Source organism: Nostoc sp., from assembly GCF_036917575.1.
Taxonomy (GTDB): Bacteria; Cyanobacteriota; Cyanobacteriia; order Cyanobacteriales; family Nostocaceae; genus Nostoc.
This window is the reverse complement of the sequence record NZ_JBALDC010000018.1, coordinates 1-22,372: the sequence shown is the minus strand read 5'-3', so window position 1 is coordinate 22,372 and position 22,372 is coordinate 1. Positions and strand designations below refer to the sequence as shown.

19 protein-coding genes and 1 pseudogene are annotated in these 22,372 nt (G+C 41.1%); 3 read left to right on the top strand and 17 right to left on the bottom strand.

The annotated features are described in order from the left end of the window. Positions 1-107 precede the first annotated feature (107 nt). Positions 108-3,431, bottom strand: coding sequence for a carbamoyl-phosphate synthase large subunit (gene carB / locus V7K79_RS04150; protein ID WP_335044977.1), 3,324 nt, complete (start codon positions 3,429-3,431; stop codon positions 108-110). 574 nt (positions 3,432-4,005) lie between these two features. After that, positions 4,006-4,560, bottom strand: coding sequence for a Dps family protein (locus V7K79_RS04145; protein WP_335044976.1), 555 nt, complete (start codon positions 4,558-4,560; stop codon positions 4,006-4,008). Between the two features lie 460 nt (positions 4,561-5,020). Between V7K79_RS04145 and V7K79_RS04140 the strand changes: the two genes are divergently transcribed. Together V7K79_RS04140 and V7K79_RS04135 are read left to right on the top strand one after the other, a co-directional pair. Continuing rightward, a complete protein-coding gene (locus V7K79_RS04140; RefSeq protein ID WP_335044975.1) occupies positions 5,021-5,278 on the top strand; it encodes an Asr1405/Asl0597 family protein in 258 nt (85 codons plus the stop codon). A 59-nt stretch (positions 5,279-5,337) separates the two neighbouring features. Continuing rightward, entirely contained in the window at positions 5,338-6,006 is a 669-nt protein-coding gene (locus V7K79_RS04135; RefSeq protein ID WP_335044974.1) for a (2Fe-2S) ferredoxin domain-containing protein, read from the top strand. A 282-nt stretch (positions 6,007-6,288) separates the two neighbouring features. Here V7K79_RS04135 and V7K79_RS04130 read toward each other — a convergent pair whose 3' ends face one another. From V7K79_RS04130 to V7K79_RS04075, 12 genes are all read right to left on the bottom strand, one after another. Further along, a complete protein-coding gene (locus tag V7K79_RS04130; RefSeq protein ID WP_335044973.1) occupies positions 6,289-7,248 on the bottom strand; it encodes a 1-aminocyclopropane-1-carboxylate deaminase/D-cysteine desulfhydrase in 960 nt (319 codons plus the stop codon). 116 nt (positions 7,249-7,364) lie between these two features. Then, complete coding sequence (hflX, locus tag V7K79_RS04125) at positions 7,365-9,134, bottom strand: GTPase HflX (RefSeq protein ID WP_335045208.1); 1,770 nt, start codon at positions 9,132-9,134, stop codon at positions 7,365-7,367. A 232-nt stretch (positions 9,135-9,366) separates the two neighbouring features. Beyond that, positions 9,367-9,696 (bottom strand): type II toxin-antitoxin system PemK/MazF family toxin, encoded by a 330-nt coding sequence (locus V7K79_RS04120; protein WP_335044972.1) that lies wholly within the window; start codon positions 9,694-9,696, stop codon positions 9,367-9,369. After that, on the bottom strand, positions 9,674-9,895 hold the full coding sequence (locus V7K79_RS04115; RefSeq protein ID WP_335044971.1) for a hypothetical protein: 222 nt from the start codon (positions 9,893-9,895) through the stop codon (positions 9,674-9,676). The genes V7K79_RS04120 and V7K79_RS04115 overlap by 23 nt, the downstream gene beginning before the upstream one ends. A gap of 137 nt (positions 9,896-10,032) precedes the next feature. Then, on the bottom strand, positions 10,033-11,910 hold the full coding sequence (locus tag V7K79_RS04110; protein WP_335044970.1) for a tetratricopeptide repeat protein: 1,878 nt from the start codon (positions 11,908-11,910) through the stop codon (positions 10,033-10,035). After that, positions 11,891-13,252: an ATP-binding protein gene (locus V7K79_RS04105; RefSeq protein ID WP_335044969.1), complete on the bottom strand. Its 1,362-nt coding sequence runs from the start codon at positions 13,250-13,252 to the stop codon at positions 11,891-11,893. The genes V7K79_RS04110 and V7K79_RS04105 overlap by 20 nt, the downstream gene beginning before the upstream one ends. Positions 13,253-13,708: 456 nt before the next feature. Continuing rightward, entirely contained in the window at positions 13,709-14,695 is a 987-nt protein-coding gene (gene cofG / locus V7K79_RS04100) for a 7,8-didemethyl-8-hydroxy-5-deazariboflavin synthase subunit CofG (protein WP_335044968.1), read from the bottom strand. Between the two features lie 113 nt (positions 14,696-14,808). Next, a complete protein-coding gene (gene crtW / locus V7K79_RS04095; protein WP_335044966.1) occupies positions 14,809-15,570 on the bottom strand; it encodes a beta-carotene ketolase CrtW in 762 nt (253 codons plus the stop codon). Between the two features lie 639 nt (positions 15,571-16,209). Next, positions 16,210-16,653, bottom strand: coding sequence for an SRPBCC family protein (locus V7K79_RS04090; RefSeq protein ID WP_335044964.1), 444 nt, complete (start codon positions 16,651-16,653; stop codon positions 16,210-16,212). Between the two features lie 19 nt (positions 16,654-16,672). Then, positions 16,673-16,861 carry a CPXCG motif-containing cysteine-rich protein gene (locus V7K79_RS04085; protein ID WP_334860686.1) on the bottom strand — a complete coding sequence of 63 codons (189 nt, stop codon included), beginning with the start codon at positions 16,859-16,861 and terminating at the stop codon, positions 16,673-16,675. 77 nt (positions 16,862-16,938) lie between these two features. Continuing rightward, complete coding sequence (locus V7K79_RS04080; RefSeq protein ID WP_335044962.1) at positions 16,939-18,594, bottom strand: B12-binding domain-containing radical SAM protein; 1,656 nt, start codon at positions 18,592-18,594, stop codon at positions 16,939-16,941. A 21-nt stretch (positions 18,595-18,615) separates the two neighbouring features. Beyond that, positions 18,616-18,813, bottom strand: a complete 198-nt coding sequence (locus V7K79_RS04075) for a SemiSWEET transporter (RefSeq protein ID WP_335045206.1) — start codon at positions 18,811-18,813, stop codon at positions 18,616-18,618. Here V7K79_RS04075 and V7K79_RS04070 point away from each other — a divergent pair. After that, positions 18,740-18,904 carry a hypothetical protein gene (locus V7K79_RS04070; protein ID WP_335045227.1) on the top strand — a complete coding sequence of 55 codons (165 nt, stop codon included), beginning with the start codon at positions 18,740-18,742 and terminating at the stop codon, positions 18,902-18,904. The genes V7K79_RS04075 and V7K79_RS04070 overlap by 74 nt on opposite strands. A gap of 60 nt (positions 18,905-18,964) precedes the next feature. On the opposite strand, the gene V7K79_RS04065 is transcribed toward V7K79_RS04070, so the two are convergent. The 3 genes and pseudogenes from V7K79_RS04065 to V7K79_RS04055 all read right to left on the bottom strand — a co-directional run. Next, on the bottom strand, positions 18,965-20,827 hold the full coding sequence (locus V7K79_RS04065; RefSeq protein WP_335044961.1) for a tetratricopeptide repeat protein: 1,863 nt from the start codon (positions 20,825-20,827) through the stop codon (positions 18,965-18,967). A gap of 128 nt (positions 20,828-20,955) precedes the next feature. After that, complete coding sequence (gene aroC / locus V7K79_RS04060; RefSeq protein WP_335044960.1) at positions 20,956-22,044, bottom strand: chorismate synthase; 1,089 nt, start codon at positions 22,042-22,044, stop codon at positions 20,956-20,958. 175 nt (positions 22,045-22,219) lie between these two features. After that, a pseudogene (locus V7K79_RS04055) lies at positions 22,220-22,372 on the bottom strand (photosystem II q(b) protein); the annotation flags it as partial.

Sequence of the window (22,372 nt, the reverse complement as noted above, 5' to 3'; positions counted from 1 at the left end):
TCGGGGCCCCCTCTGGGGATAAGGGGCAATGGGGATTGGTGACTGGGAATTAGGTATTAAGTATTCAAAAAACTTTTTCCTAGTCCCTAATCCCTAGTCCCTAATCCCTAGTCCTTTGTGATTGGGCAGTACTCTTGGATAGTTTTTACATCCAAAGTCGTATTTTGTAAGGAACGGATAGCGGCAAGGGTAGCTTTTGCACCAGCGATGGTAGTAATGATGGGAATTTTGTAAGCTAAGGCTGTGCGGCGGATTAACCTAGCATCAGTCTGAGCTTCTTCTCCTGATGGTGTATTGATAATAAGTTGGATTTTCTGGTTTTTGATCGCATCTAGGACGTGGGGACGACCTTCATGTAGTTTTAACACTAATTCAACATTTAACCCCTGTTCGAGAAGAACCCGGCGTGTACCAAGGGTAGCCATCACTGTAAAGCCCAAATCGATAAATTCCTTCACCACACCACTTGCAGCAGCTTTATCGCGATCGCTCATTGATACAAATAGAGTTCCCGTTAACGGTAAACGCTCCCCAGCACCCATCTCCGCTTTGGCAAAGGCACGGCCAAAGTCGCTGTCAATCCCCATCACCTCACCAGTGGATCTCATTTCTGGGCCCAATATTGTATCAGTTCCTGGGAATTTGTTAAAGGGTAACACTGCTTCTTTTACAGCAATATGTGTGGGAATAACTTCCTCTGTAAAATCTAGCTCCTCTAAGGTTTTGCCCGACATGATTAAGGATGCTAGTTTCGCTAACTGTACGCCCGTAGCTTTAGATACAAATGGCACTGTGCGAGAAGCGCGGGGATTAGCTTCTAGAATGTAAACTTGGGGAGAATAACTGCTTGCGCCGACAACAGCAAATTGAATATTCATTAACCCTACGACTGACAATGCTTGTGCTAGCTGTATCGTCCAAGTGCGAATCTGATTGAGAACTGCTGGTGATAGGGAAATGGAAGGTAAGGAACAAGCGGAATCTCCTGAATGAATACCCGCTTTCTCGATGTGTTCCATAATACCACCAATTACTACCCGTCCTGTATGATCGGCGATCGCATCGACATCGACTTCAATTGCGTTTTCCAAAAACTTATCAATCAAAATCGGATGTTCTGGTTCCACGAGTACCGCAAAGGTCATGTAGCGTTCTAACTCAGCATCAGAATAAACGATTTCCATTGCCCGTCCCCCCAACACATAGCTGGGACGCACCACCACTGGATAACCAATGCGTTTGGCGACAATCACCGCGTCTTCATAACTCCGAGCAATACCATTAGGGGGTTGGGCAATATTCAACTGTTGGAGAATCTTTTCAAACCGCTCCCGGTTCTCTGCCATGTCAATGGAATCTGGCGATGTGCCCCAAATTTTGGAAATTGGGGATTGGGAAATCTCCCCAGTCCCCAGTCCCCAGTCCCCAGTCCCCAGTCCCCAGTTCCCAGTCCCTAATCTCTGCAAATACTCCTGTAAGGGTAATGCTAATTTCAATGGTGTTTGCCCGCCAAACTGGATTATCACCCCAACTGGATTTTCAGTTTCGATAATATTAAGGACATCTTCTTTTGTTAAAGGCTCAAAATAAAGGCGATCGCTGGTATCGTAGTCTGTCGAAACTGTCTCTGGGTTAGAGTTGACCATAATCGTCTCATACCCCGCATTCTTCAAAGCATAGGCGGCGTGACAACAACAATAGTCAAACTCAATTCCCTGTCCAATGCGGTTGGGGCCACCACCTAAAATCAACACTTTTGGCTTGGTTACAGGCAAAACCTCTGTTTCTTCTTCGTAGGTAGAATAATAATAGGGGGTAAAGGCTTCAAACTCAGCAGCGCAGGTATCTACTGTTTTATAAACTGGGATGATTCCTAGTTGTTTGCGGTAGGCGCGAACTTCATCTTCAGTGGTTTTGGTGGCGTAAGCAATCTGGCGATCGCTATATCCGTCCCGCTTCACTTCATAAAGTTGTTCTTTTGTCAATTGCTGTAAAGGTGTCCGCTTGAGGAATTTCTCGACATCTAGGAGTTGCTGAAATTTATCTAGAAACCACGGGTCAATACCAGTCAGTTCGTAGATTTCCTCAGCACTAATTCCTAGTTGCAAGGCATGACGCACGGAGAAAATGCGATCGGGGTTAGGTGTCCGCAGTTGAGCGCGAATTTGTTCGCCACTGGGTAATTTTTCGGCTCGATCGCAACCCCAACCAGCGCGTCCGGTTTCAAGCGATCGCAGCGCCTTTTGAAAGGATTCGTTGAATGTGCGCCCAATTGCCATTGCTTCCCCCACAGATTTCATTTGGGTTGTCAGCACTGGATCGGAACCGGGGAATTTTTCAAAGGCGAAGCGGGGAATTTTTGTTACCACATAGTCAATTGTTGGTTCAAAGGACGCCGGAGTTTTCTTGGTGATGTCATTTTTAATTTCATCCAAGGTGTAGCCTACTGCTAGCTTTGCGGCCATCTTGGCAATAGGGAAACCCGTAGCTTTAGAAGCTAAGGCTGAACTACGGGAAACGCGCGGGTTCATCTCAATGACCACCACATCGCCAGTGACAGGATTGATAGCAAATTGAATGTTAGAACCGCCAGTTTCCACACCGATCTCACGGATGATTTTAATTGCCTTATCCCGCAGCCTTTGATATTCTTTATCAGTGAGGGTTTGCGCGGGAGCGACGGTGATAGAGTCTCCAGTGTGAATGCCCATCGGGTCAAGGTTTTCGATGGAACAGATAATTACCACGTTATCTGCCAAGTCACGCATCACTTCGAGTTCATATTCTTTCCAGCCGAGTAAAGACTGGTCAATGAGAATTTGCGAAACAGGGCTGGCATCTATACCTACCTGTGCCATTTCTTCAAATTCTTCTTGGTTGTAGGCAATGCCGCCGCCACTTCCACCCATTGTGAAAGCTGGACGAATAATTAAAGGATAACTACCAATTTGGCGGGCAACAGCTTTGGCTTCTTGTAAAGATTCGGCTGTATCGCTAGGACAAACAGCTACCCCAATCCTTGCCATTGCTTCACCAAACAGCTTTCGATCTTCGGCTTTTTCGATTGCTGGGAGTTTAGCGCCAATTAACTCAACACCGTACTTTTCCAACACCCCTTTTTTGGCTAAAGCAACGGCGAGATTGAGGGCAGTTTGTCCTCCCATCGTTGGTAGTAGAGCATCAGGGCGTTCTTTTTCGATGACTTTTTCGACCAATTCCGGCGTCAGCGGCTCAATGTAAGTGCGATCGGCCGTTTCCGGGTCGGTCATAATCGTCGCAGGGTTGGAGTTGACCAAAACCACTTCATAGCCTTCTTCTCGGAGTGCTTTACAGGCTTGAGTGCCAGAGTAGTCAAACTCACAGGCTTGTCCAATCACAATTGGGCCAGAGCCTAACAGTAGAATCTTCCGGAGGTCGTCACGGCGGGGCATAGTCGTTGCCTTGGAATACGAGAATACAAATCCTGATCATTTTAAGGGTCTTTACCCCCTATGGTGCTTTTTATTATTAAGTTTTCTAAGTTTGATGATAGGAAGGAGTGGGGAGCAGGGGAGCAGGGGACAAGGAAGACAAAGGGGACAAAGGTGAATTATTGAACAAGTCTCTCCCTTCTCTCCCCTCTCTTCCTTGTCTACTTTGTCTCTTCTCAATGCCTAATAATTATTTTGTATTTCTTATTTTATTTAATTAAGCTCCTCAAATTTTTAAAGTTTTTGCGAATTTTTATTATTTAATCTGATGAACCTGGCGATAGATGATGATTTATTTTGGTATATATCCGTCTGCTTTTTTATGCACAAATAAATTACTTAGATAAAAATTTATCTAAATTAGCTAATTGCTAAATATTTTCAACATTGAAACATTAGATAAATATGTTTACTTCGATGAAAAATGGCAGAGAAATCAGGTGTCCCATTCTCTGCCATTTTTTATAATATTTTAATAGTTGGACTGCCAACTTTTTCTTTGAGTCTAGGTAGACAAATCTGAATTATGATAATTTTAGCTTTGAGCGGCTTGGACAAACCCTAAAGTTAAGCTGTCTTTGGCGAGGAAATGAGATAAATGATATGCACGTTCCTCAGTTTTCAACAAAATCTTTTCGTACAGATAGCGTGTGCCTCTATCGCCTAAACTCTCTGCCTGAGCAGCTTGACGACGAATTACACCAATAATTGCTTGTTCGGCAGCTAGGTCATTTTCTACCATTTGGCGAGAGGAATATACGCCTTCAGACTCTTGCTCAAAACAGGTTAATTCTGCCAATTTGCTGAAGGTAGCTACTGGCACACCACCCAGTCCATCCAAACGTTCGCCAATTTCATGAACGTGGTCTTGGACTTCGTTGTAGCTTTCGTTAAAAAACTCATGCAGAGAGTAAAATTCTGAGCCTTCAACTACAAAATGATGCTTTTGGTACTGCAAGTACAGTGCCTGGAAACTAGCTAATATAACGTTAAATCCTTCTGTAACTGGAGCAGTTACGCTGTGATCCAGCAACACAGGATTGTCATATACATGACCAAAATTCCGTAACAAAGTTTGCGTTTCAGACATTGTTCTCCTCGCTATTTAGCAATTATATGATTTTAACTGCTCATTGTTTACATATTAGCATTTTAACAATCAGAGCAAGCCAATTTGCCATCACAAGATTTTGTATTTTTGCTTACTAAAATTCTGAAGTTTATCGTTTGCTGAATTATGGTAAGTTCATCAAGTTGTGTATATTTCTCATTATTATTGAGATGATTACTTAAGTGCGCAGTGCTTATCTCCAAGAAAGTAAGAGGAGATAGAAGAGTAAATACCTCCTTACCCTGATTGTCCTGGTCATCCTTTTCATCTCTCTCACCGGATGATTACAAAAATTTTATTTTTTTTTCCAAAATTAATGAGAATTGTTTGCACTTAAGGTATGCTGGTTTGAAGAGACTAGACTACTTAGACTTTCAAAAAGCAGGGAGTTAAATGGCCGTAGTTACTGCAAGTTGGTTGCATTTTGAGGGCAATTCTCTTGAAATCGTATAGTTCAGAAATACAAATAAACCACCTTGTAGAGGTGAATTGGGTAGATCGCTGGCAAGTCTATCAACGTCTAGAGGAGTTAGACATTCCTTGTAGTTGTGCGGCTAACCAGCCATTAAAAGTTGAAATTAGCAATCCGACTGCGGCTGTTCAACTTTGGAGTGTAGTACGGCAACTTACAGCCTCTCGTCAAGACCAGATTTGGACTCTTGAGTGTTGCTGGAAAAGTCGCTACAAACAGTTCTAATCTTTAGCTGCTGAGAATATCTCGCTTAATAGTTTGTATTAATTAAAAGGAGGTTAAAAATGGGTGGATCTCACAAGATGGAAGTCTCAGAATTTCGCCTTGAGGGTAGATTTATAGATTTTGTTATTAAAGACGGCTATAAGCTCAAAGGTTTACTACTGGCCACTCATGAGGGTGAATGCTACGTTAAACTCGCTAAACATTTACGGACTGCTTTTGACTTGCGGCTACCAGCAGGTACTTGGCTACAAGTTGTTGGTTATAAAGAATACGATATAAAAAAAGACAAAGTTACACTTAAAGCTGAACGTGTGATAGCGGCGCGTTCTAAAATAGCGGCAGTTCAAACCATCGCTGCACCACACGAACCTCCATCTACTGATAATGTCAAGCTAAAACCAGATAAGACAAAGGCCACGATTTTGGTGTGTCAAAAGTCTGATTGTATGAAACGTGGTGGTAAAGCACTTTGTCAAGCGTTGGAGGCGGCTTTAAGCGATCGCGGTTTAGAAGACCAAGTTACAATTAAGGGCACTGGTTGTATGAAGAACTGTAAAGCTGGGCCGAATTTAGTTATGCCAGATAAAACACGCCATAGTCGAATTCAAGCTGCACAAGTTCCCGCCTTGATGAATCAGCATTTTGGTGACAAGAGTTTAGAAGCACAGCCTGAGAATTTAAGGGAAATTGCGATATATGATGGCAAACTTTGGGGAAATAATTCATAAAATCTTGACATTTTAATGAGAAAGCTTAATAATATCTTCTCAAGTGTGTTCCGTTAATACTCGGCCCTAAATCCGCTAGAAGTTTACAATAAAATCAAAAAACTGGCTTTAATTAAGGCCAGTTTTTTGAATGAATAGGATTTTTATTAAGTAATTTTTAACTGGGATGCTTGCATCGTTTGCGAAAATTCAAGGGAACGTGATTGATTGGTGAGTAGGTAGACTTTAGCAAGCTTTTTGGCTTTTTCTCACCGTCGAACTGACGTTGAATTAAGTGGCAACTCAGATTTTAGAAAATCCCTGCAACTTTTCTTCTATACCCACGTTGCCCTGTAAGCCGCCTGTGTGTACCAGCAGCAAGGAGTCGCCTCTACAAAAAAACCCTTGCTGTAGTAAATCCATTACTCCATAAAACATTTTGGCAGTATATACGTAATCAAGGGGTACGTCATGTTGTTGTGTAAACTGCTGGCTGAACAGTATTAACTCGTCGTTCACCTTTGCATAGCCGCCAAAGTGGTAATCACATATCAATTCCCAGTCAGAGGGAGAACTATATGGTGCAGGCAAATCAGAGGCAAGGTAATTTGTCAACAAAGTTTCAATTTCTTGTGCGAGAAATACCCCATTTTTCAATACGGGAAAAGCGATCGCTCTTTGTCCTTCATGCAACGAAAGCACAATTCCTGCTAGTGTGGTAGCTGTACCGCAGGCTACGCAGATACGATCAAATGCGTAGGCGTAGCCAGTCGTAGGCATCGCATCACCAATTATCTCTGTGCAGCCGCGCACACCATTTAAATTACTCCCACCTTCGGGAATGATAAATACCTCACCGAACCTTTGTCGCAGATATTCCTCTAACGCTGGTGTATCGCGCTGTCGATACATCTGGCGGTTCAGATACACAAGCTGCATACCCTGTTGTACAGCAAAACTCAGCGTCGGGTTTAATGGTAGCCTCTCCTCCCCACGAATTACACCAATGGTGCGAAAACCGAAAAGATTACCAGCCGCCGCAGTTGCATAGATATGATTAGAATAAGCGCCACCAAAAGTTAGCAGCGTTGTGAAATTTTTCTCTTTGGCCTCCAAAAGATTGTATTTCAGCTTAAACCACTTGTTGCCGTTAACCCACGGGTGCATGAGATCCAGGCGCAGCACATACAGATCGACACCAGCGTTACAGGAGATTTCGCTGTTGATTTGTTGTATAGGAGGAGGAAGAAAGGTTAACGACATGCGTAAACATTAATTATGGCGATCGCGATCGCACTTGCGGAATGTGGGATAGAAAATGCCATAGTTACTATTAACTACGGCATTTTAAACTAGATATTAAAAATTTCTTTCAGTATTTACTGAGAATCAACGGCGTATTCAATCAGCTTGGCAAGGCGCTGACGTAGAGTTTCTAATCCCAAGCGCTGACTCGCAGAAATAAATACTGCTAAGGGAAATTCTTCCCTAGCGAGAGCCAGTGTCTCACTATCGGCTTCATCAATCTTATTAAAAACAACCAGTGCCGGGCCTGGAGTTATTGGCATTTGCGCCAAGATTTCCCTAACTGAGCGAATATGACGCAACCAAGCAGGGTGAGACAAATCTACCAAATGTAGTAGGGCATCGGCTTCTGTAACTTCCTCTAAGGTGGCACGGAAGGCATCCATTAATGATGCAGGTAGTTCGTGTATAAACCCTACTGTATCTGTAATCAGAATTTCCTGATGTTCATTTGTTTCGCCATGAGGAATTACTAAGCGGCGCGTCGTGGGATCGAGAGTGGCGAATAGCTGGTCGGCTGTATAAACTTCTGCATTAGTGAGAGCATTTAGCAAAGTGGACTTACCAGCGTTGGTATATCCAACCAAAGCCACCGAAGGGACTTCTTGATGCTGCCGTCGCTGCCGTAACCGCGAACGATGGGCTTGCAACTGATCGACTTCTTTTTGCAGTCGAGAAATACGCTGCCCAATAGCACGGCGTTCAGTTTCCAGTTTAGTTTCACCAGGGCCACGAGTCCCAATACCACCACCCAAGCGGGACATTGTGCGACCTCTACCAGCGAGTCGCGGTTGCATGTATTCTAACTGTGCTAGTTCTACTTGCAACTTCCCGGCACGAGATTGAGCGCGTTGGGCAAAGATATCCAAAATTACTTCCGTGCGGTCAACCACCCGGATACCAATTTGCATTTCTAAGTTGCGGACTTGGGAAGGTGAAAGGTCGCGGTCGAAGACAACGAGGTTGACTCCTAGTGTTTGGGCAGTTAGGGCAATTTCTTGCACCTTACCTTCGCCAACTACCGTCTGGGGATGAACGCGCGATCGCTTTTGTTGTATTGTTTGTAATACATCTCCCCCAGCAGTATCAACTAAACGCCCCAATTCTAATAGGGTGTCCTGGAATTGTATGAGAGTCATCTCACTGGTCATCAGCCCCACAATCAGCACGCGATCGTGGTCAGCATCTACTTCCTGGGCGACATATTCGCGCTGGAATTCCGCTTCCAGATTTTCTACCAAGTCTACTAAATCCTGGTCTGCCAGATCGTCCAAGTCCAGAGGTGGCGATATATTCCAACTTGGGGATTGGATTTGTTTAGAGGGAGCGAAGCCGAATTGGCTTTCCTCTACTTTGACAGCAGCAGGACTAGGAATTAGGGTGCGAGAGTCTTGGGGTGTCAGATGAGCTAAATAAGCTTCTTTGACGTACCCAGTCGAACCGCCGCCCCGCCGTGTAAATCCGGTTCCGGTAATGTTTAGGACAACTAGGGCATCTAAGCGTTGCAGTGCCATAGCCGTGAGTGCCGCTTCATTGGGCGGTTCTGGCTTCAGATGGGTGGCAATACAACGAATACCACTGAGTCGTTCTGCACCGTAACGGGGCAATTCCAGGGGTGGTATTTGCGTTTGGCGCGGTGTGCCTACCCCGACGCGAATCACTTGTCCGCGACGGTTGATGTAGGCGCACACAGGCTGATTGACTTCTGTGCTAATTGCTGCCATACGCTGGGAAAACTCAGGCGTGGTGATGCGATCGCCTGGTATGCGCTGGTGATACAGCCGCTGTAGTTGCTTCAGCTGGCTGGACTTCAGACCTTGGAGATTTCCAAAAATAGTTTCTATAGGCGTTTATGACCAGTTAAATGGCCCCCCGAATCCTTATATGTCTATTTTACAACAGGGTTTAGGCTCCTATCTCTCTCCTTTGAGGGATGCGTTAGTAATTAGTTCACAATGGATATTTATTTGAAGCGATTTTGGTGGTAATGCTATGTACCCCGTCGAGCAATGGTTTCTATTCACACTGTCTTTGAATAAAGATAAATTTGTAGCGATCGCTTTTAATTTAAGTTGCTTAAAATTGAGGCTTGATATGCAAATCCCATACTTCTTTTAAATGCTTTGCATCTAATTCATAAATTTGTCCTATTTTAGCCAGCAACAAAAATTGTTCTAAGCAATTTAATCGAGATAGACGCACGGTTGAAGCAACACGCAAGCCACTTGCAGCCCAATCATTTAAAGGTACATCAGTTTGTGTGCGTGGTTTTGTAGATGTGACTACTGCTACTACAACATCATTTCCATCTATCCACAATACAAGCACGGGGCGCTTTTTAGAACTGCCACCGCTAGTGAATGGAATATCTGCTACCCAAAACTCACCTGCTTGGATAGTCGTCATAAAGTCCTTCGTCTTCTAGTGCGTAACCGTTCAAAAAAGCGTTATGGTTGCGGGTGCTTTTGGGTTCTTCCGCTTTTTGTTGGATGGTGATTAGCCAGCGTCCTGTAGTTATATTTTCCAGTATTGATTCTGGGAGATTCAATTTCTCTCCTGGTTTTAGTTCAATTTCATAAGTCAGAGTAGTCAATTCATTTTGCATAACTGTTAGTTAGGATTTTCATAATGTTAGTCTAATTCATTTACGGACGATCGCTTTTAATTTCAGTTAGTATTTTCAGTCAATGTGTGAAGTCGGTCGCTAAATTCATCGCTACATTAGTTGAGTCTTTCTAGCGGTTATTGAATTAAAAATTGAAAGCGTTTATCTTCCCGGATACCATCAAAATCTGATTCACTTTTTGCCATCTCTCGATATTTATCAGGATTCAGATTAATTGTTTGTTGTAGATTTTCCAGGGCTTGCTCAATATTACCTTGAAGCGCATAATAGCAAGCTTTGTTGTAGAAAGGGCTTGGATAATCTGGTTTAAATTTCAGTGCTTGGTCGTAGGATGCGATCGCCTCTTCAGTGCGTCCTAAATTTATTAGCGCATAGCCGCGATTGTTCCAAGCTTCGTGGTAATCAGGTTTAAATTTCAGTGCTTGGTCGTAGGATGCGATCGCTTCTTGGTAGCGTCCTAAATTTATTAGCGCAATGCCGCGATTGTTCCAAGCTTGGTGGTAATCAGGTTTAAATTTCAGTGCTTGGTCGTAGGATGCGAGCGCTTCTTGGTAACGTCCTAAATTTATTAGCGCAATGCCGCGATTGTACAAAGCTTGGTGGTAATCAGGTTTAAATTTCAGTGCTTGGTCGTAGGATGCGATCGCTTCTTGGTAGCGTCCTAAATTTCTTAGCGCATTGCCGCGATTGTTCCAAGCTTGATGGTCATCTAGTTTAATTTTCAGTGTTTGGTCGTAGGATGCGATCGCTTCTTCAGTGCGTCCTAAATTTCTTAGCGCAATGCCGCGATTGTTCCAAGCTTCGTGGTCATCTGATTTAAATTTCAGTGCTTGGTCATAGGATGTGATCGCTTCTTGGTAGCGTCCTAAATTTCTTAGCGCATTGCCGCGATTGTTCCAAGCTTCGTGTAAATCTGGTTTAAATTTCAGCGCTTGGTCGTAGGATGCGATCGCTTCTTCAGTGCGTCCTAAATTTCTTAGCGCATAACCGCGATTGTACCAAGCTTGGTGGTAATCTGGTTTAAATTTCAGTGCTTGGTCGTAGGATGCGATCGCTTCTTCAGTGCGTCCTAAATTTCTTAGCGCGTAGCCGCGATTGTTCCAAGCTTCGTGGTAATCTTGTTTAAATTTCAGTGCTTGGTCGTAGGATGCGATCGCTTCTTCAGTACGTCCTAAATTTCTTAGCGCATAACCGCGATTGTACCAAGCTTCGTGTAAATCTGGTTTAAATTTCAGTGCTTGGTCGAAGGATGCGATCGCTTTCGTATAATCTTGTCCACTAGAATGCAAATTTCCCAGTTCAAACAGTAATTCTGTTTGGCTACTAGTTACTTGATGATTTTCTGCAAGCAATTCCTGAATTTCTAGTATTTTTTGAGTTCTTTCTTCTGGTGTTAGCGTGAGATATTTTTCATAGTCTCCATCCTGGAGTATACGTGATGATTCCTGCTTGAGAGTTTCTGCATCTATAGGAAAGTCAAACAACCCCGAACGCCAGTCAAAGAAGTCTGGGGCGCGTTGAATAAAATATTTAATAGCAAATAGAGGTAGAAAGAAAACAAAACAAATATTAAAGCTATCTCTAAAACGTTCTCGCTGTTGATTCAGGTTAATTAAAACAGGCGGTACACTCTTCCAACTATATGAATAAATATCTCTACTATTCCAGTCTGTCAATCTTTTAGATTCTTCATATTCATAAAATGAATACTCTAAACCTGTAATAAATAAAATATCTATCTGCTCTTTGTTATCTAATTTGTCTATAATTTCATATAAATTAGTAACAGCTTGCTTTAATCGCAAAACCTCAATATTTTTATTTGTAATTTGTTCTTTAACTTTGCCAATTAACTGCTCACCCTCAGCCGGAGAACAACGAGCAAATAACAAGCCAAAACCTTCTGTAAAGTTCAGAGTACGGACTAAAGCTTGATATTCTTCATCTGGTTCCAGTGGTAAATCTTTATCCCAATCAGTTAGTTCCAGTTTCATCAAGCTGTGTCTCGTTAAGGTTCAAATTAGCAAAAGCATCCTGAAATTCTTTAATTCCTTTAATTAAAGGATGAATATCATACCAACATTGAATTTGTTCTTCTTTATCACGGTGGCGATATTCCAAAATACAGCGATTGAATAATAAGTTACGGTGTTGTTCATCATTCACTATTTGTTTAGAATGATAAACTTTGGCTAGTGCTTGCCATTCATCTGCATAAACTGTATTGCGGTAGGTAATTCTAGTTTCGCTAATTGACCGTTGTAAAGCTCTAGTCGTAATGGGTAGATTATTAGTATATTTAATTGCTTCCTTCATTAACAATAGCAAATTCCGTACATGACCTCCACTCATTAAGCATAGTTGCTGTAAGGCTTCTGGCTGCTGAAACATATTTGTGATAGAAAGGTTAGGGTCAATCTGACTCACCCGCTTTTGCAACAATTCTTGGACTTTATTAATTCCTCGTTGATAACTTTTATTTTCAGGAGTTTGCACCATAATCATTGGTAAAACTTGAGCATCACTACCATAGATATCTCGTAAATCTGTAGCGCGGTTAGAGAACACCAATGAAATCGGTACTGTATAAATTAGATGGCAATTTAAAGCTTTGAGTTGTTCGCTACGGTCTAAAAAAATATGTTCGTGATTGCTGCGTCCATCTTCCTGCGTTATGGGTACAATTCGATCTAGATTATCAGCGATGACTACCAATTGAGAATATTCCGAAGGTAAGCGTTTTTTTGCATCTTCAATAAATTGATTCAAAGCCAAAATCAAAGTTTGGGTGTGGGGGTTAAGTCGTTCACGGATTTTGTGGCGGAGACTAGGTTCGGTTCTCAATTTTGCTGTGATTTTGGCAAAAAGAGAAATTTCCTTCTCTACCTCCAGACCTTCTAAAGATACATCAGGTAGCAAATCTTTTAAATCATGCCAGCGGCTTTTCAACCATGACACCAAAGGTTCAGAATTAGCGTTATCTTTTAATGCTTCTAATAAACGTCGTGTACAAGCAAGAAGAATATCTGTATATTGGGCATCTTCCGGCTCGATATCTTGTTCATCGGCGGCAAAATAGACAACAAAGCAACCTTGCTCGTTTAAATATTTCTGAAGACGCAGCAATTCTGTTGATTTGCCTGCACCACGATGTCCAGCATAAAGTTGACAAGTCTTTCTGTCTGACAACAAAATCTCTCTACCCACCTCTACCAAAATGTCGCCATCTCCTCGCACCTCCTGACAATCGACATAAGCCGGGTCTCCTGCGGGCAAGGGACGAAATGGGTCAAAAACGTTGTATATCTTTTTTAAAGTTGCAAAATCCTGAACCATAGGTGAATTTACCAGTTTAGTGCGATGATAACGCAAGTTGGCGCGGGGACTAGGGACTGGGGATTGGGTAATCAGCAGCCCTAAAATTCATTAGTGAAGTTCTGATACTCGTTGACTAGTATCAAAGACTCATTAATGAAGCTCAAAGACTCGTTAACGAGTATTAAAGACTCATTAAAGGAGTTCAAATACTCATTAAAGGAGTTCAAATACTCATTAATGAAGCTCAAAGACTCTTTAATGAAGTTCAAATACTCAGTAGACCTCTTGCAAAAATCTTTGAATCACCCCTCCCCAACCCTCCCCTTGTTAAGGGGAGGGGGCAAGATTTTAAGTTTCCCCCCTTTATAAGGGGGGATTAAGGGGGGTCTATTCGACTTATGTAAGAGGTTTATTAATGGAGTTCAAAGACTCATTAATAAAGAAACTCTAGGAAATGGAAAAATCTTTACTCCCCTATCCTTGTAAAAGAGAAGCCGGAGTTAAAGTTTTTCGCCACCGATTCACCAATTTCTGTAATTCCCCTGACAACCAGCCATCAAATTGCGGATAAACTGGCAAACGGGGCATCAATTCCCACCCCGCAGGCTGTAAAATTTCTCTCAATACCTGCTCCTGAACATGAGGATAATCAGGATTCACCTCATCTTTTGGCCCTATTCCACCCAAATCTCGCGCACCAGCTTCGATACAAGCGAGTAACCATCGGTCATCTTTAATTAAATTCGGCGGAATTTGAATAGTAATATCTGGCGGTAAAATCTGACGTGCTTTAGCAATTACTTCTGGTAACTGATGGGGGTCAAAAAGTGGTGCATCAAAGGTTTGCTGATATCCTGGACTATGAGGTTGCAAGATAACTTCTTGAATGTGGTGATAACGTTGATGCAGTTGAGATATAGCTGTTAATGTTTCCCACCAATCATCTACAGTTTCCCCAATTCCCAACAGTAACCCAGTTGTAAAAGGAATCTGCAACTCTCCCGCCCATTGCAATTGCTGTAAACGAACTTCTGGTAATTTACTCGGTGCGTGCCGATGTACACTATTTAACAATGTTGGCGTTAACTGTTCCAACATCAGCCCCATCGAAACATTCACACGCTTGAGCTTTTGCATTTCTGCAAAACTCAGTGGCCCCGCGTTTGTATGAGGTAAAAACCCCATTGAAAGCGCTAATTCACACAAATCATAAATCCGCTCAAACCACGCCTGACGCTTTGGCGAATGAGGATGTACTTCACCGCTAAGTATGAGAATTTCACAGACTTTTTCGCTTTGAAGTGGTTTTAAAATACTGTCTGCATCTGAAAGACTCATCCACGGACTTTTACCCGGTTCGCTGCGAAAGTTGCAGTAACTACAGCGATTAAAGCACTCGTAAGTGGGAACGATTGTATAAGCAGGGCTATAGGTTACAAGACGAGAATTATTAATTGGCATAAGCAGAATAAATTTGTTTTTAGTAAGCAGCCCCAGACTTATTTTAAAGATTAGAAACGCTGACTAGAAACTTTTAATTATTCATGCCTAATTATTTATTAAATAAATAAGAACTATTTTGCTTTATAAATTTCTGGTAACTGCCACCAAGGAACATGGGGATACTCGTGATGTTCTTCATGATAGCCGAAATGATAGCAGGTGATAAATGACCACCAAATTGGACGGCTAATCGTTTGGGCATAGTGAGGTTGAATATAACCTGTAATTGGTTCACTATGTGGAAGGAAAGTACCAAAATAAAATAATTGGAATGAACTTAGAAGCGAAGGAAGTGTCCAAAAAGTTATTAGATTAGCATGGGGTATATGAAGGATACGATTAGCAAACTGATATATAAGAGTTAGAGCGATAATTTGTCCCCAACTCCAGTAACCTTTCATAAAATAGAAATACCAAGCAAAGAAGTTTTTATGTTCACCATTATGAAAGTCTGGGTCGATTTGAGTTGCTGGATTTTGGTGGTGTAACCAATGCTTTTTTAATAATTTTTTATATGGTAAAAGACCATAAAGAGATAGGGTTAATGTCCCAATAAAATGATTAATTTTGCTGTTCTGGGGAAAGACTACCCCATGCATAGCATCATGAGATGTAATAAACAATCCTGTATATAAAAATGTTTGCCAAGCTATGCTAGGCAATATTATCCAAAATTGTAATTTTGAGATATCAAGGGTAAGTAATAAACTTAAGCTAATGACCCATGCACTAATAATAACAATAGCAATGAAAAGTCCTTGAAACTGAGATTCACTTTTCACTACTGGGGTCAGTTTTGTTTCATGGCTGGGTGGTTGTTCTAATTGAATCACGCTTTTACTCTGTCTAGTATTCAGGTGAAAATTCCTAAAATATAGTCACCATAAAAAGCACTAACCACCAGCCAGAAAACTCTATTAGTGGTAAGTGTTTTGCATCGGATAGTGCCAACACTTTAAGATGTTTAGAAATATTAAGTTGCTTGGACTATTATTACACATACAACCGCTATACCAAAAATAGTTTTTGGTTTAGAGGTTGATTTGTATAAGTTATAATACTGAGAAATAAGTAATTTTGATAACTAGTATTTTTAATATAGGATTTTTGAAACAGCTGAAGCTTGGCAAAAAGACAGTAACAGAATCAGCAGCAAGAGTAGGGAATCAAGTGTAGTAATTCGTGCATCACACTGTAGCTGTTGAGATCCCAAACTAATGTAAGCTAGAAAGCGATTGTTGGCAAGCGATCGCTCCTAAGTTCACACTCAAGATTAAATCCCAACTCTAAGAATGAGATTTTCAAGCTTTTCAGGAAAGACAGCGAAATAATATTTATATTGTCAAAAAAATATAATCGAAATTAGAGAAATTATTGGTTTTTCTTATCCAGATTAATAAACATAAAATAATAAATATGGCTCCTAGTATGCTAAAAATCCGGAGCCACTTACTACAAGAGAATGCTCATAATCACTCGCATTCTCGTTTAGTCACATAGTGGCGGTAGCGAAACATTGCTTCTAATTGCGCTTGCACTAGCCAACCACTGACAAATTCAACTCCTCCTCCACCAGGCATAGAGAAGGAAATAGCGTCAGTTAATCTGGTTTTGCCATTTTCCGCTTCAAATTCATGTCGATGTATCCAAGATTCAAAGGGGCCAGATATCTGTTCGTCAGTAAACAGGCGATATTTTTCACATTCAGTATGACGCGCTAACCAAGTTAAGGGTAATGGGCCGAGAAACAAACGAAATTCGGTGATAGCGCCCACGTTTAACCCTCCTTCACGACGAACCACTTGCACTGGCTGCCAAGGTGGATTCAACAGTTGTAAAATATCTGGCCTTTCGTGAAATTTCCAAACTACTTCTGGTGAGGCATTAATTACTGAGGAATGTTTAAATTGCAGCATGGAAAGAAAAACCTAAAATTCAGCTTTCAGATTCAGTATCAATTTCGATATCTAGGGTATCTTCATCAACCCGCACATACAAAACATTTGGGTTACAACAAACTTGACAATCTTCAACGTAAGATTGCTGTCCTCCAGCACTCAAATCAATAAAAGTTAAGTTCGGTTCGCCGCAATAAGCGCAGTAATACTCAGCTGTGTTTTGCATCAAGTTTTCAGCTATGAATTCATGGGTATTGGGGACTGGGTGTTGAGTACTAACTTTTAATTCCTAGTCCCCAGTCCCTAGTTTCTAGTCCCCAGTACTGGCTGTAATTCTTTTGGGGATGGATTGATATAACTCTGAGCATCAGCCAAATGCTTTAGTAGTGTAGACTGTGGCAGAGGCCCTTGCAAGTGGCTCCAAGGTAATACTTGTTCTGTTGACCATTCGGCGTGGACGTAGAAATCTAAGTCGGGGATTTGCCCTTTGAGTTGCTTGAAAGCACGTTTGTAGCTACCCAAGGAATCGCCAAAGTCACGAGTAAGTTCGAGAAGCTGGGAGAGTCTGCGATCGCCTCTCGATAATAAAGCCTGTATAATCGACCAATTATAGCTTTCTGGGCGAAATTCTATCCCCTGCGGTTTTAGCTGTTTTTGCAAAAGCTGCAACCGCTTTTCGGCTTGGCGATTTACCCCAAACCATTGAAACGGTGTGTGTGCTTTGGGTACAAAGGTGCTGCATCCGTATGTTAAGCGTAATCCTGGCGCAGCTTTTTTGATATTACGCATCATCACCACGGTTTGCTCTAAATCTTCTGCTTCTTCACCAGGAATTCCTGCCATTCCGTAGAGTTTCAAGCTTTTTAAGCCGCCAACTTTAGCATTTATCGCTGCTTGGATAATTTCGTCGTTATGCAGTTTTTTATTGACGATTTGGCGGATTTTCTCGGAACCACTTTCTACTGCAATGGTAAGCGATCGCGTGTCTCGTTTTGTCAAAGTTTCTGCTAACTGCACTGTTACAGTATTAGTTCGGACTGAGGCAATACTGAGACGGACATCATCATACTTTGGCTGACTAATATAATCTAGCAACACCTCAAATTCTGGATGTTGAGTTACTGAAGCCCCCAATAATCCTAACCGATTTGTGACTTCTAAACCTTTGGCGATCGCTGGAATTAATGAATCTTCCAGACTGGCTGTTCTAAAAGGCAGTGTAAGATAACTCGCTAAACAAAAGCGGCACATTTCTGGACAACTTCTCACCACTTCCACCATGTAAATATTTTCCCATGCCGCTTTTTCGGTGACTACAGTAGATGCCGATAGGGTATTTCCTCTATAAGTTTGCTTTTGCACCACTGCGGGAATTTCGGGAGAAATTGGTTTAATAGACTTTACTTCACCATCTTTTGTGTGATATTCCACCTCATACAAACTAGGTACATAAATTCCTGGTATTTGTGCAAGTCTTTTTAGTTGAATTTGTCTTGAGGCATTTCTCACTTCTTTGTAAGCCTCAATAAAATTCCCTAACAGGGTTTCACCATCCCCCAGCAAAATGACATCAAAAAAATCTGCAAAAGGTTCGGGGTTAGCGGTGAGAACGGGGCCACCACCAAAAATTATCGCATGAGAATCATCACGAGAGGTTGCCCGAATCGGAATTTCTAAAGATTCCAGCAAATTCAAAATATTCACATAATCCAGTTCCCACGAAATAGAAAATCCTACAATTTCCGGCGTTCTAGGGAGTTGTTCGTGAGTATCGGTAAACAGGCGACTTACCTGCACATCATCACGCATTGCCAAGGTTGCCCACACTACCTGATAGCCAAGGCTTGTAATACCTACACTGTACTCATTCGGAAAGGCGAAGATTACGGGGATAGCGTTGGTGTCTGGGGTATCGGGAGTAAAGAGAAGGCGTTCAGAGTCAAATACAGATGATGTCACAGGTATTTATTAGAGGCAAGTTTATCTATATTTAATTTTAAGCCATAGAATAATTAAGTTAAAAATTAATGTTATGGCGTTAGCAAGAATAATTGGCAAGGATTGTAAATAAATTCCATAGACTAGCCACAAAAAAACACCACTTATGAATGTAATCAGCGTCACCAAAGAAACATCTTTTGCTGATTTTGTTCGCCAAGTTTTAAACATTTGTGGCAAAAAAGAGATTGTGGTTATTGTGGCGGCAGCTAATCCTAAAATTGTAATAAAATCCATGCGATGCAACCAGAGCAATTCATTTGTAGTGTAACGCTAGAGTAACACTTGCATTACATTAAAGTTTACTTAGTTTATCTTTTGCTTTTCTGATTCAGATTTTATTATTTGAATTTTTGATATAAGACTTTGCCCAAGCATACCGTTGTGGATCTTTATTTAGTAGGTAGTTTATCACTTGCTGACGCTTGCTTTCATCCTTAGTATTTTTCAATACTCGCTTGATTTCAGAATCCATATTTCTAGGATTAGCACCACGTTTGATTGCTTCTTTAAACCAATATTCACCATCTGAATATTGATGTCGTTCAAAACAAATAGCCCCCATTAAAGTATAAGGGTGATGGCTTTTTGGTTGATATTCAATAGCTTGACGGGCACAATTTTCTGCTTTATCTAATTTATCAATATCTCGAAAAGCTCCACCTCTGCTAGTTAGCAAAGCTGACTTTAGTTTATTTTCTTTTATTTTCTCTAATTCCAAATTATTCGTCAGTTGCAATGCCTGTTCTGGTTCATCTGCTTTACGCCAATGGCTACTAGCATTTGCTAAGTTCCATTTGTTATCAGTGCGTTGAAACTCCTGTTCATAGAAATTTGCTTCAATTGTGTGATAAGCAATCCAAATCTTACCAGAGAATAATTTAGTCTCTTGCTCCTGAGGCTCTTTTTGCCACCTGTAATAACTATATGTTGGTTGAGGCACTTTAATTTTAGTCTCTTGAAGCCAAGCAACATCTGTCGGTTCTAGTCGCTCTTTTAACTCAAACTTTTGCAAAATTGTGTATAAAATACTGGTGTGTAATTTATCTTTATAGCCTAAAACATCATATTTTAATTTCAAAGCTGCAAAGTGCTTTTCTTTAGCAAAAATAATTATATCTTCACATCTATTATTTTTCAACAACTTAATTTCTGACTCATTAAGTAGTTCTCCTGAATCTATTTTAGATTTTAGGATAGAAACATATTTTTTATTTGCAATTTCTATAATTTCAGTCAGCTTGCGTTTTTTGAGGAAGTTAATGTCCTGTTCACCTAACTGATTCGACAACTCAAGTCTTTTAAGAATTTTATACAGGTGACTCTTGGGCGATGAATCCTGATACTCAGTTGCTTTATACTTAAGTCTCAAGGCAGCAAATTCTCGTGTTTGTTCCAATTCTTGAGCAATGGCAATTGTTTCGCTAAGTTCTTGCTGTTCTAACCAGTTAATCTCAGAATCACTCAAATTATTTTTGGTATCAATATTTTGCAGTATTGAATATAGTGGACTTGATAAAGATAAATCTAGGTGTTTATTTGCCTGGAATTTATCTCGTAATTGAGCAAAGTGAGCTTCTTTTTCTGACTCCTGCTGCTTAAAAATTTCTGCTGTTTCCAAGAGTTGGTTATTGATAAGCCAATTATATTCAGAATTACTTAAACACTCTGTAACATCTAACTTTGTCAGTATTTGATACAGTTTACTCTCAGGATATGAGTCTTGATATTGAGTAGCTTTGTACTTAGATTTAAGTTGAGTAAATCGGTTTACCTCTTGAGCAATTTTATTCGTCTCATCTAAACCGTTTGTTCTAAGCCATTTAACATCTGAATCAGTGACTAAATTTTCTGACTCAAGTTTCAAAAGTATCAAATACAGATGACTAGATTGCCAAGAAACGTCATGCTTTGTAGCTTTGTACTTAGATTGTAATTTGGAGAACTCAAATTCTAAATTTCCAAATTCTTGGAATCTATGTTCTTGCTCTTGCTTGATAGCTTTTAAAGTTTCAATAAGCTTATACTCTTTCAACCAATTAAATTCTAAGTGACTGAGTTCAATTCCTAAGTCAACTTTACGCAGTATGAGATACAACAGACTAGCGGGTGATGAATTTTGATATTGAGTTGCTTGGTACTTGGACTTTAAAGCAGCAAAGTGTTTTAACCGATTTTGAGACTCTTTACCCATATTGCTAACAGATGCGATCGCACGTAGTTAAATGTGTTATCTGCTACTATAGCAATACTAGTAAAAAAGGGCGAGTCAGAAACCCGCCCTCGAAGCATAAATATTTTCTAAAAGTCAAAGTATAATCCCTACAACACCTTACACTGTCCATGATGTCGTAATAAATGGTCACACAACACCAGTGCCACCATCGCCTCAACCATTGGAACTGCACGCGGTAACACACAAGGATCGTGTCGTCCTTTAGCAGCCAATAGCGTTTCTTCACCTTCACGAGTTACTGTTTTTTGCTCTTTTCTAATTGTCGCCGTTGGCTTAAATGCAACTCGTAAAATGATATTTTCTCCGTTGGAAATTCCCCCCTGAATACCACCAGAACGGTTAGTTACAGTGCGAATTTCACCATTTTCATCAATATAATATTCGTCGTTATGCTCAATTCCTGTTAACAGGGTCCCTCCAAAACCGGAACCAATTTCAAAGCCTTTGCTAGCCGGCAGAGACATCACTCCTTTAGCGATATCAGCTTCCAATTTATCAAATACTGGTTCGCCCAAACCTTTCGGCACATTACGCGCCACACATTCTACGACACCGCCGATAGAATCACCTTGTCTACCAACTTGCTCAATTAATTCAATCATGCGATCGCCACATTCAGCATCGGGACAGCGAACAATGTTGCTTTCAACTTGTTCTAAAGTCACAGTATTTGGATCGACTATACCTTCCAAGTCTTTGATGCGCTTGACGTAACCAATAACTTCAACATTGGCAACTTGACGGAGAATTTTTTTAGCGATAGCACCTGCTGCTACTCTGCCAATTGTCTCACGCGCTGACGACCTACCCCCGCCTTGCCAATTGCGAATGCCATATTTTGCATCATAAGTTGCATCCGCATGAGAAGGGCGATACTTCTCGGACATCTCGTCATAGTCTTGCGAACGAGTATCTTTGTTCCGTACCAAAATCCCTATAGGCGTTCCTAATGTTTTACCTTCAAATACACCTGATAAAATCTCGCAGGTATCGGCTTCTTTGCGAGGTGTCGTGATTTTACTTTGTCCCGGACGCCTTCTATCTAATTCTACTTGAATTTCTTCTGCCGAAATTTCTAGTTGCGGAGGACAACCATCAATCACAACTCCCACACCACCACCGTGAGATTCACCAAAAGTAGTTATACGAAATAGATGACCAAAAGTGTTGCCCATTATCTTAAAGAAAAAGGATGAGGCTTATGTATTTTACCTAGAGTTTGTGCAAAAGTTCATTTTTATGCTTTGGTACTCGGAATGTTTGGCGTATAGCCTATCTTTATACCTATACAAATTAAGAAAGCGCCCTCTGGTAATAGAGGGCGCTCTCTTATTTATCTAAACTTCAGAATTAACCGTTGATAGCAGGAGCGGTAAGAGCTACAGGAGCAAGATCGCCAGCAGCCAAGTCTAGAGGGAAGTTGTGAGCGTTACGCTCGTGCATTACTTCCATACCCAGGTTAGCGCGGTTGATTACATCTGCCCAAGTGCTGATGACGCGACC

Excerpts from the sequence above, each read along its gene's own strand:
- V7K79_RS04065 (WP_335044961.1), bottom strand. The coding sequence starts at position 20,827 with ATGGGTAAAGAGTCTCAAAATCGGTTAAAACACTTTGCTGCTTTAAAG.
- V7K79_RS04130 (WP_335044973.1), bottom strand. The coding sequence starts at position 7,248 with ATGTCGTTAACCTTTCTTCCTCCTCCTATACAACAAATCAACAGCGAA.
- V7K79_RS04145 (WP_335044976.1), bottom strand. The coding sequence starts at position 4,560 with ATGTCTGAAACGCAAACTTTGTTACGGAATTTTGGTCATGTATATGAC.
- V7K79_RS04070 (WP_335045227.1), top strand. The coding sequence starts at position 18,740 with ATGAATGTAATCAGCGTCACCAAAGAAACATCTTTTGCTGATTTTGTT.
- V7K79_RS04090 (WP_335044964.1), bottom strand. The coding sequence starts at position 16,653 with ATGCTGCAATTTAAACATTCCTCAGTAATTAATGCCTCACCAGAAGTA.
- V7K79_RS04105 (WP_335044969.1), bottom strand. The coding sequence starts at position 13,252 with ATGGTTCAGGATTTTGCAACTTTAAAAAAGATATACAACGTTTTTGAC.
- V7K79_RS04135 (WP_335044974.1), top strand. The coding sequence starts at position 5,338 with ATGGGTGGATCTCACAAGATGGAAGTCTCAGAATTTCGCCTTGAGGGT.
- V7K79_RS04115 (WP_335044971.1), bottom strand. The coding sequence starts at position 9,895 with ATGCAAAATGAATTGACTACTCTGACTTATGAAATTGAACTAAAACCA.
- cofG (WP_335044968.1), bottom strand. The coding sequence starts at position 14,695 with ATGCCAATTAATAATTCTCGTCTTGTAACCTATAGCCCTGCTTATACA.
- aroC (WP_335044960.1), bottom strand. The coding sequence starts at position 22,044 with ATGGGCAACACTTTTGGTCATCTATTTCGTATAACTACTTTTGGTGAA.
- carB (WP_335044977.1), bottom strand. The coding sequence starts at position 3,431 with ATGCCCCGCCGTGACGACCTCCGGAAGATTCTACTGTTAGGCTCTGGC.
- V7K79_RS04085 (WP_334860686.1), bottom strand. The coding sequence starts at position 16,861 with ATGCAAAACACAGCTGAGTATTACTGCGCTTATTGCGGCGAACCGAAC.
- V7K79_RS04110 (WP_335044970.1), bottom strand. The coding sequence starts at position 11,910 with ATGAAACTGGAACTAACTGATTGGGATAAAGATTTACCACTGGAACCA.
- V7K79_RS04120 (WP_335044972.1), bottom strand. The coding sequence starts at position 9,696 with ATGACGACTATCCAAGCAGGTGAGTTTTGGGTAGCAGATATTCCATTC.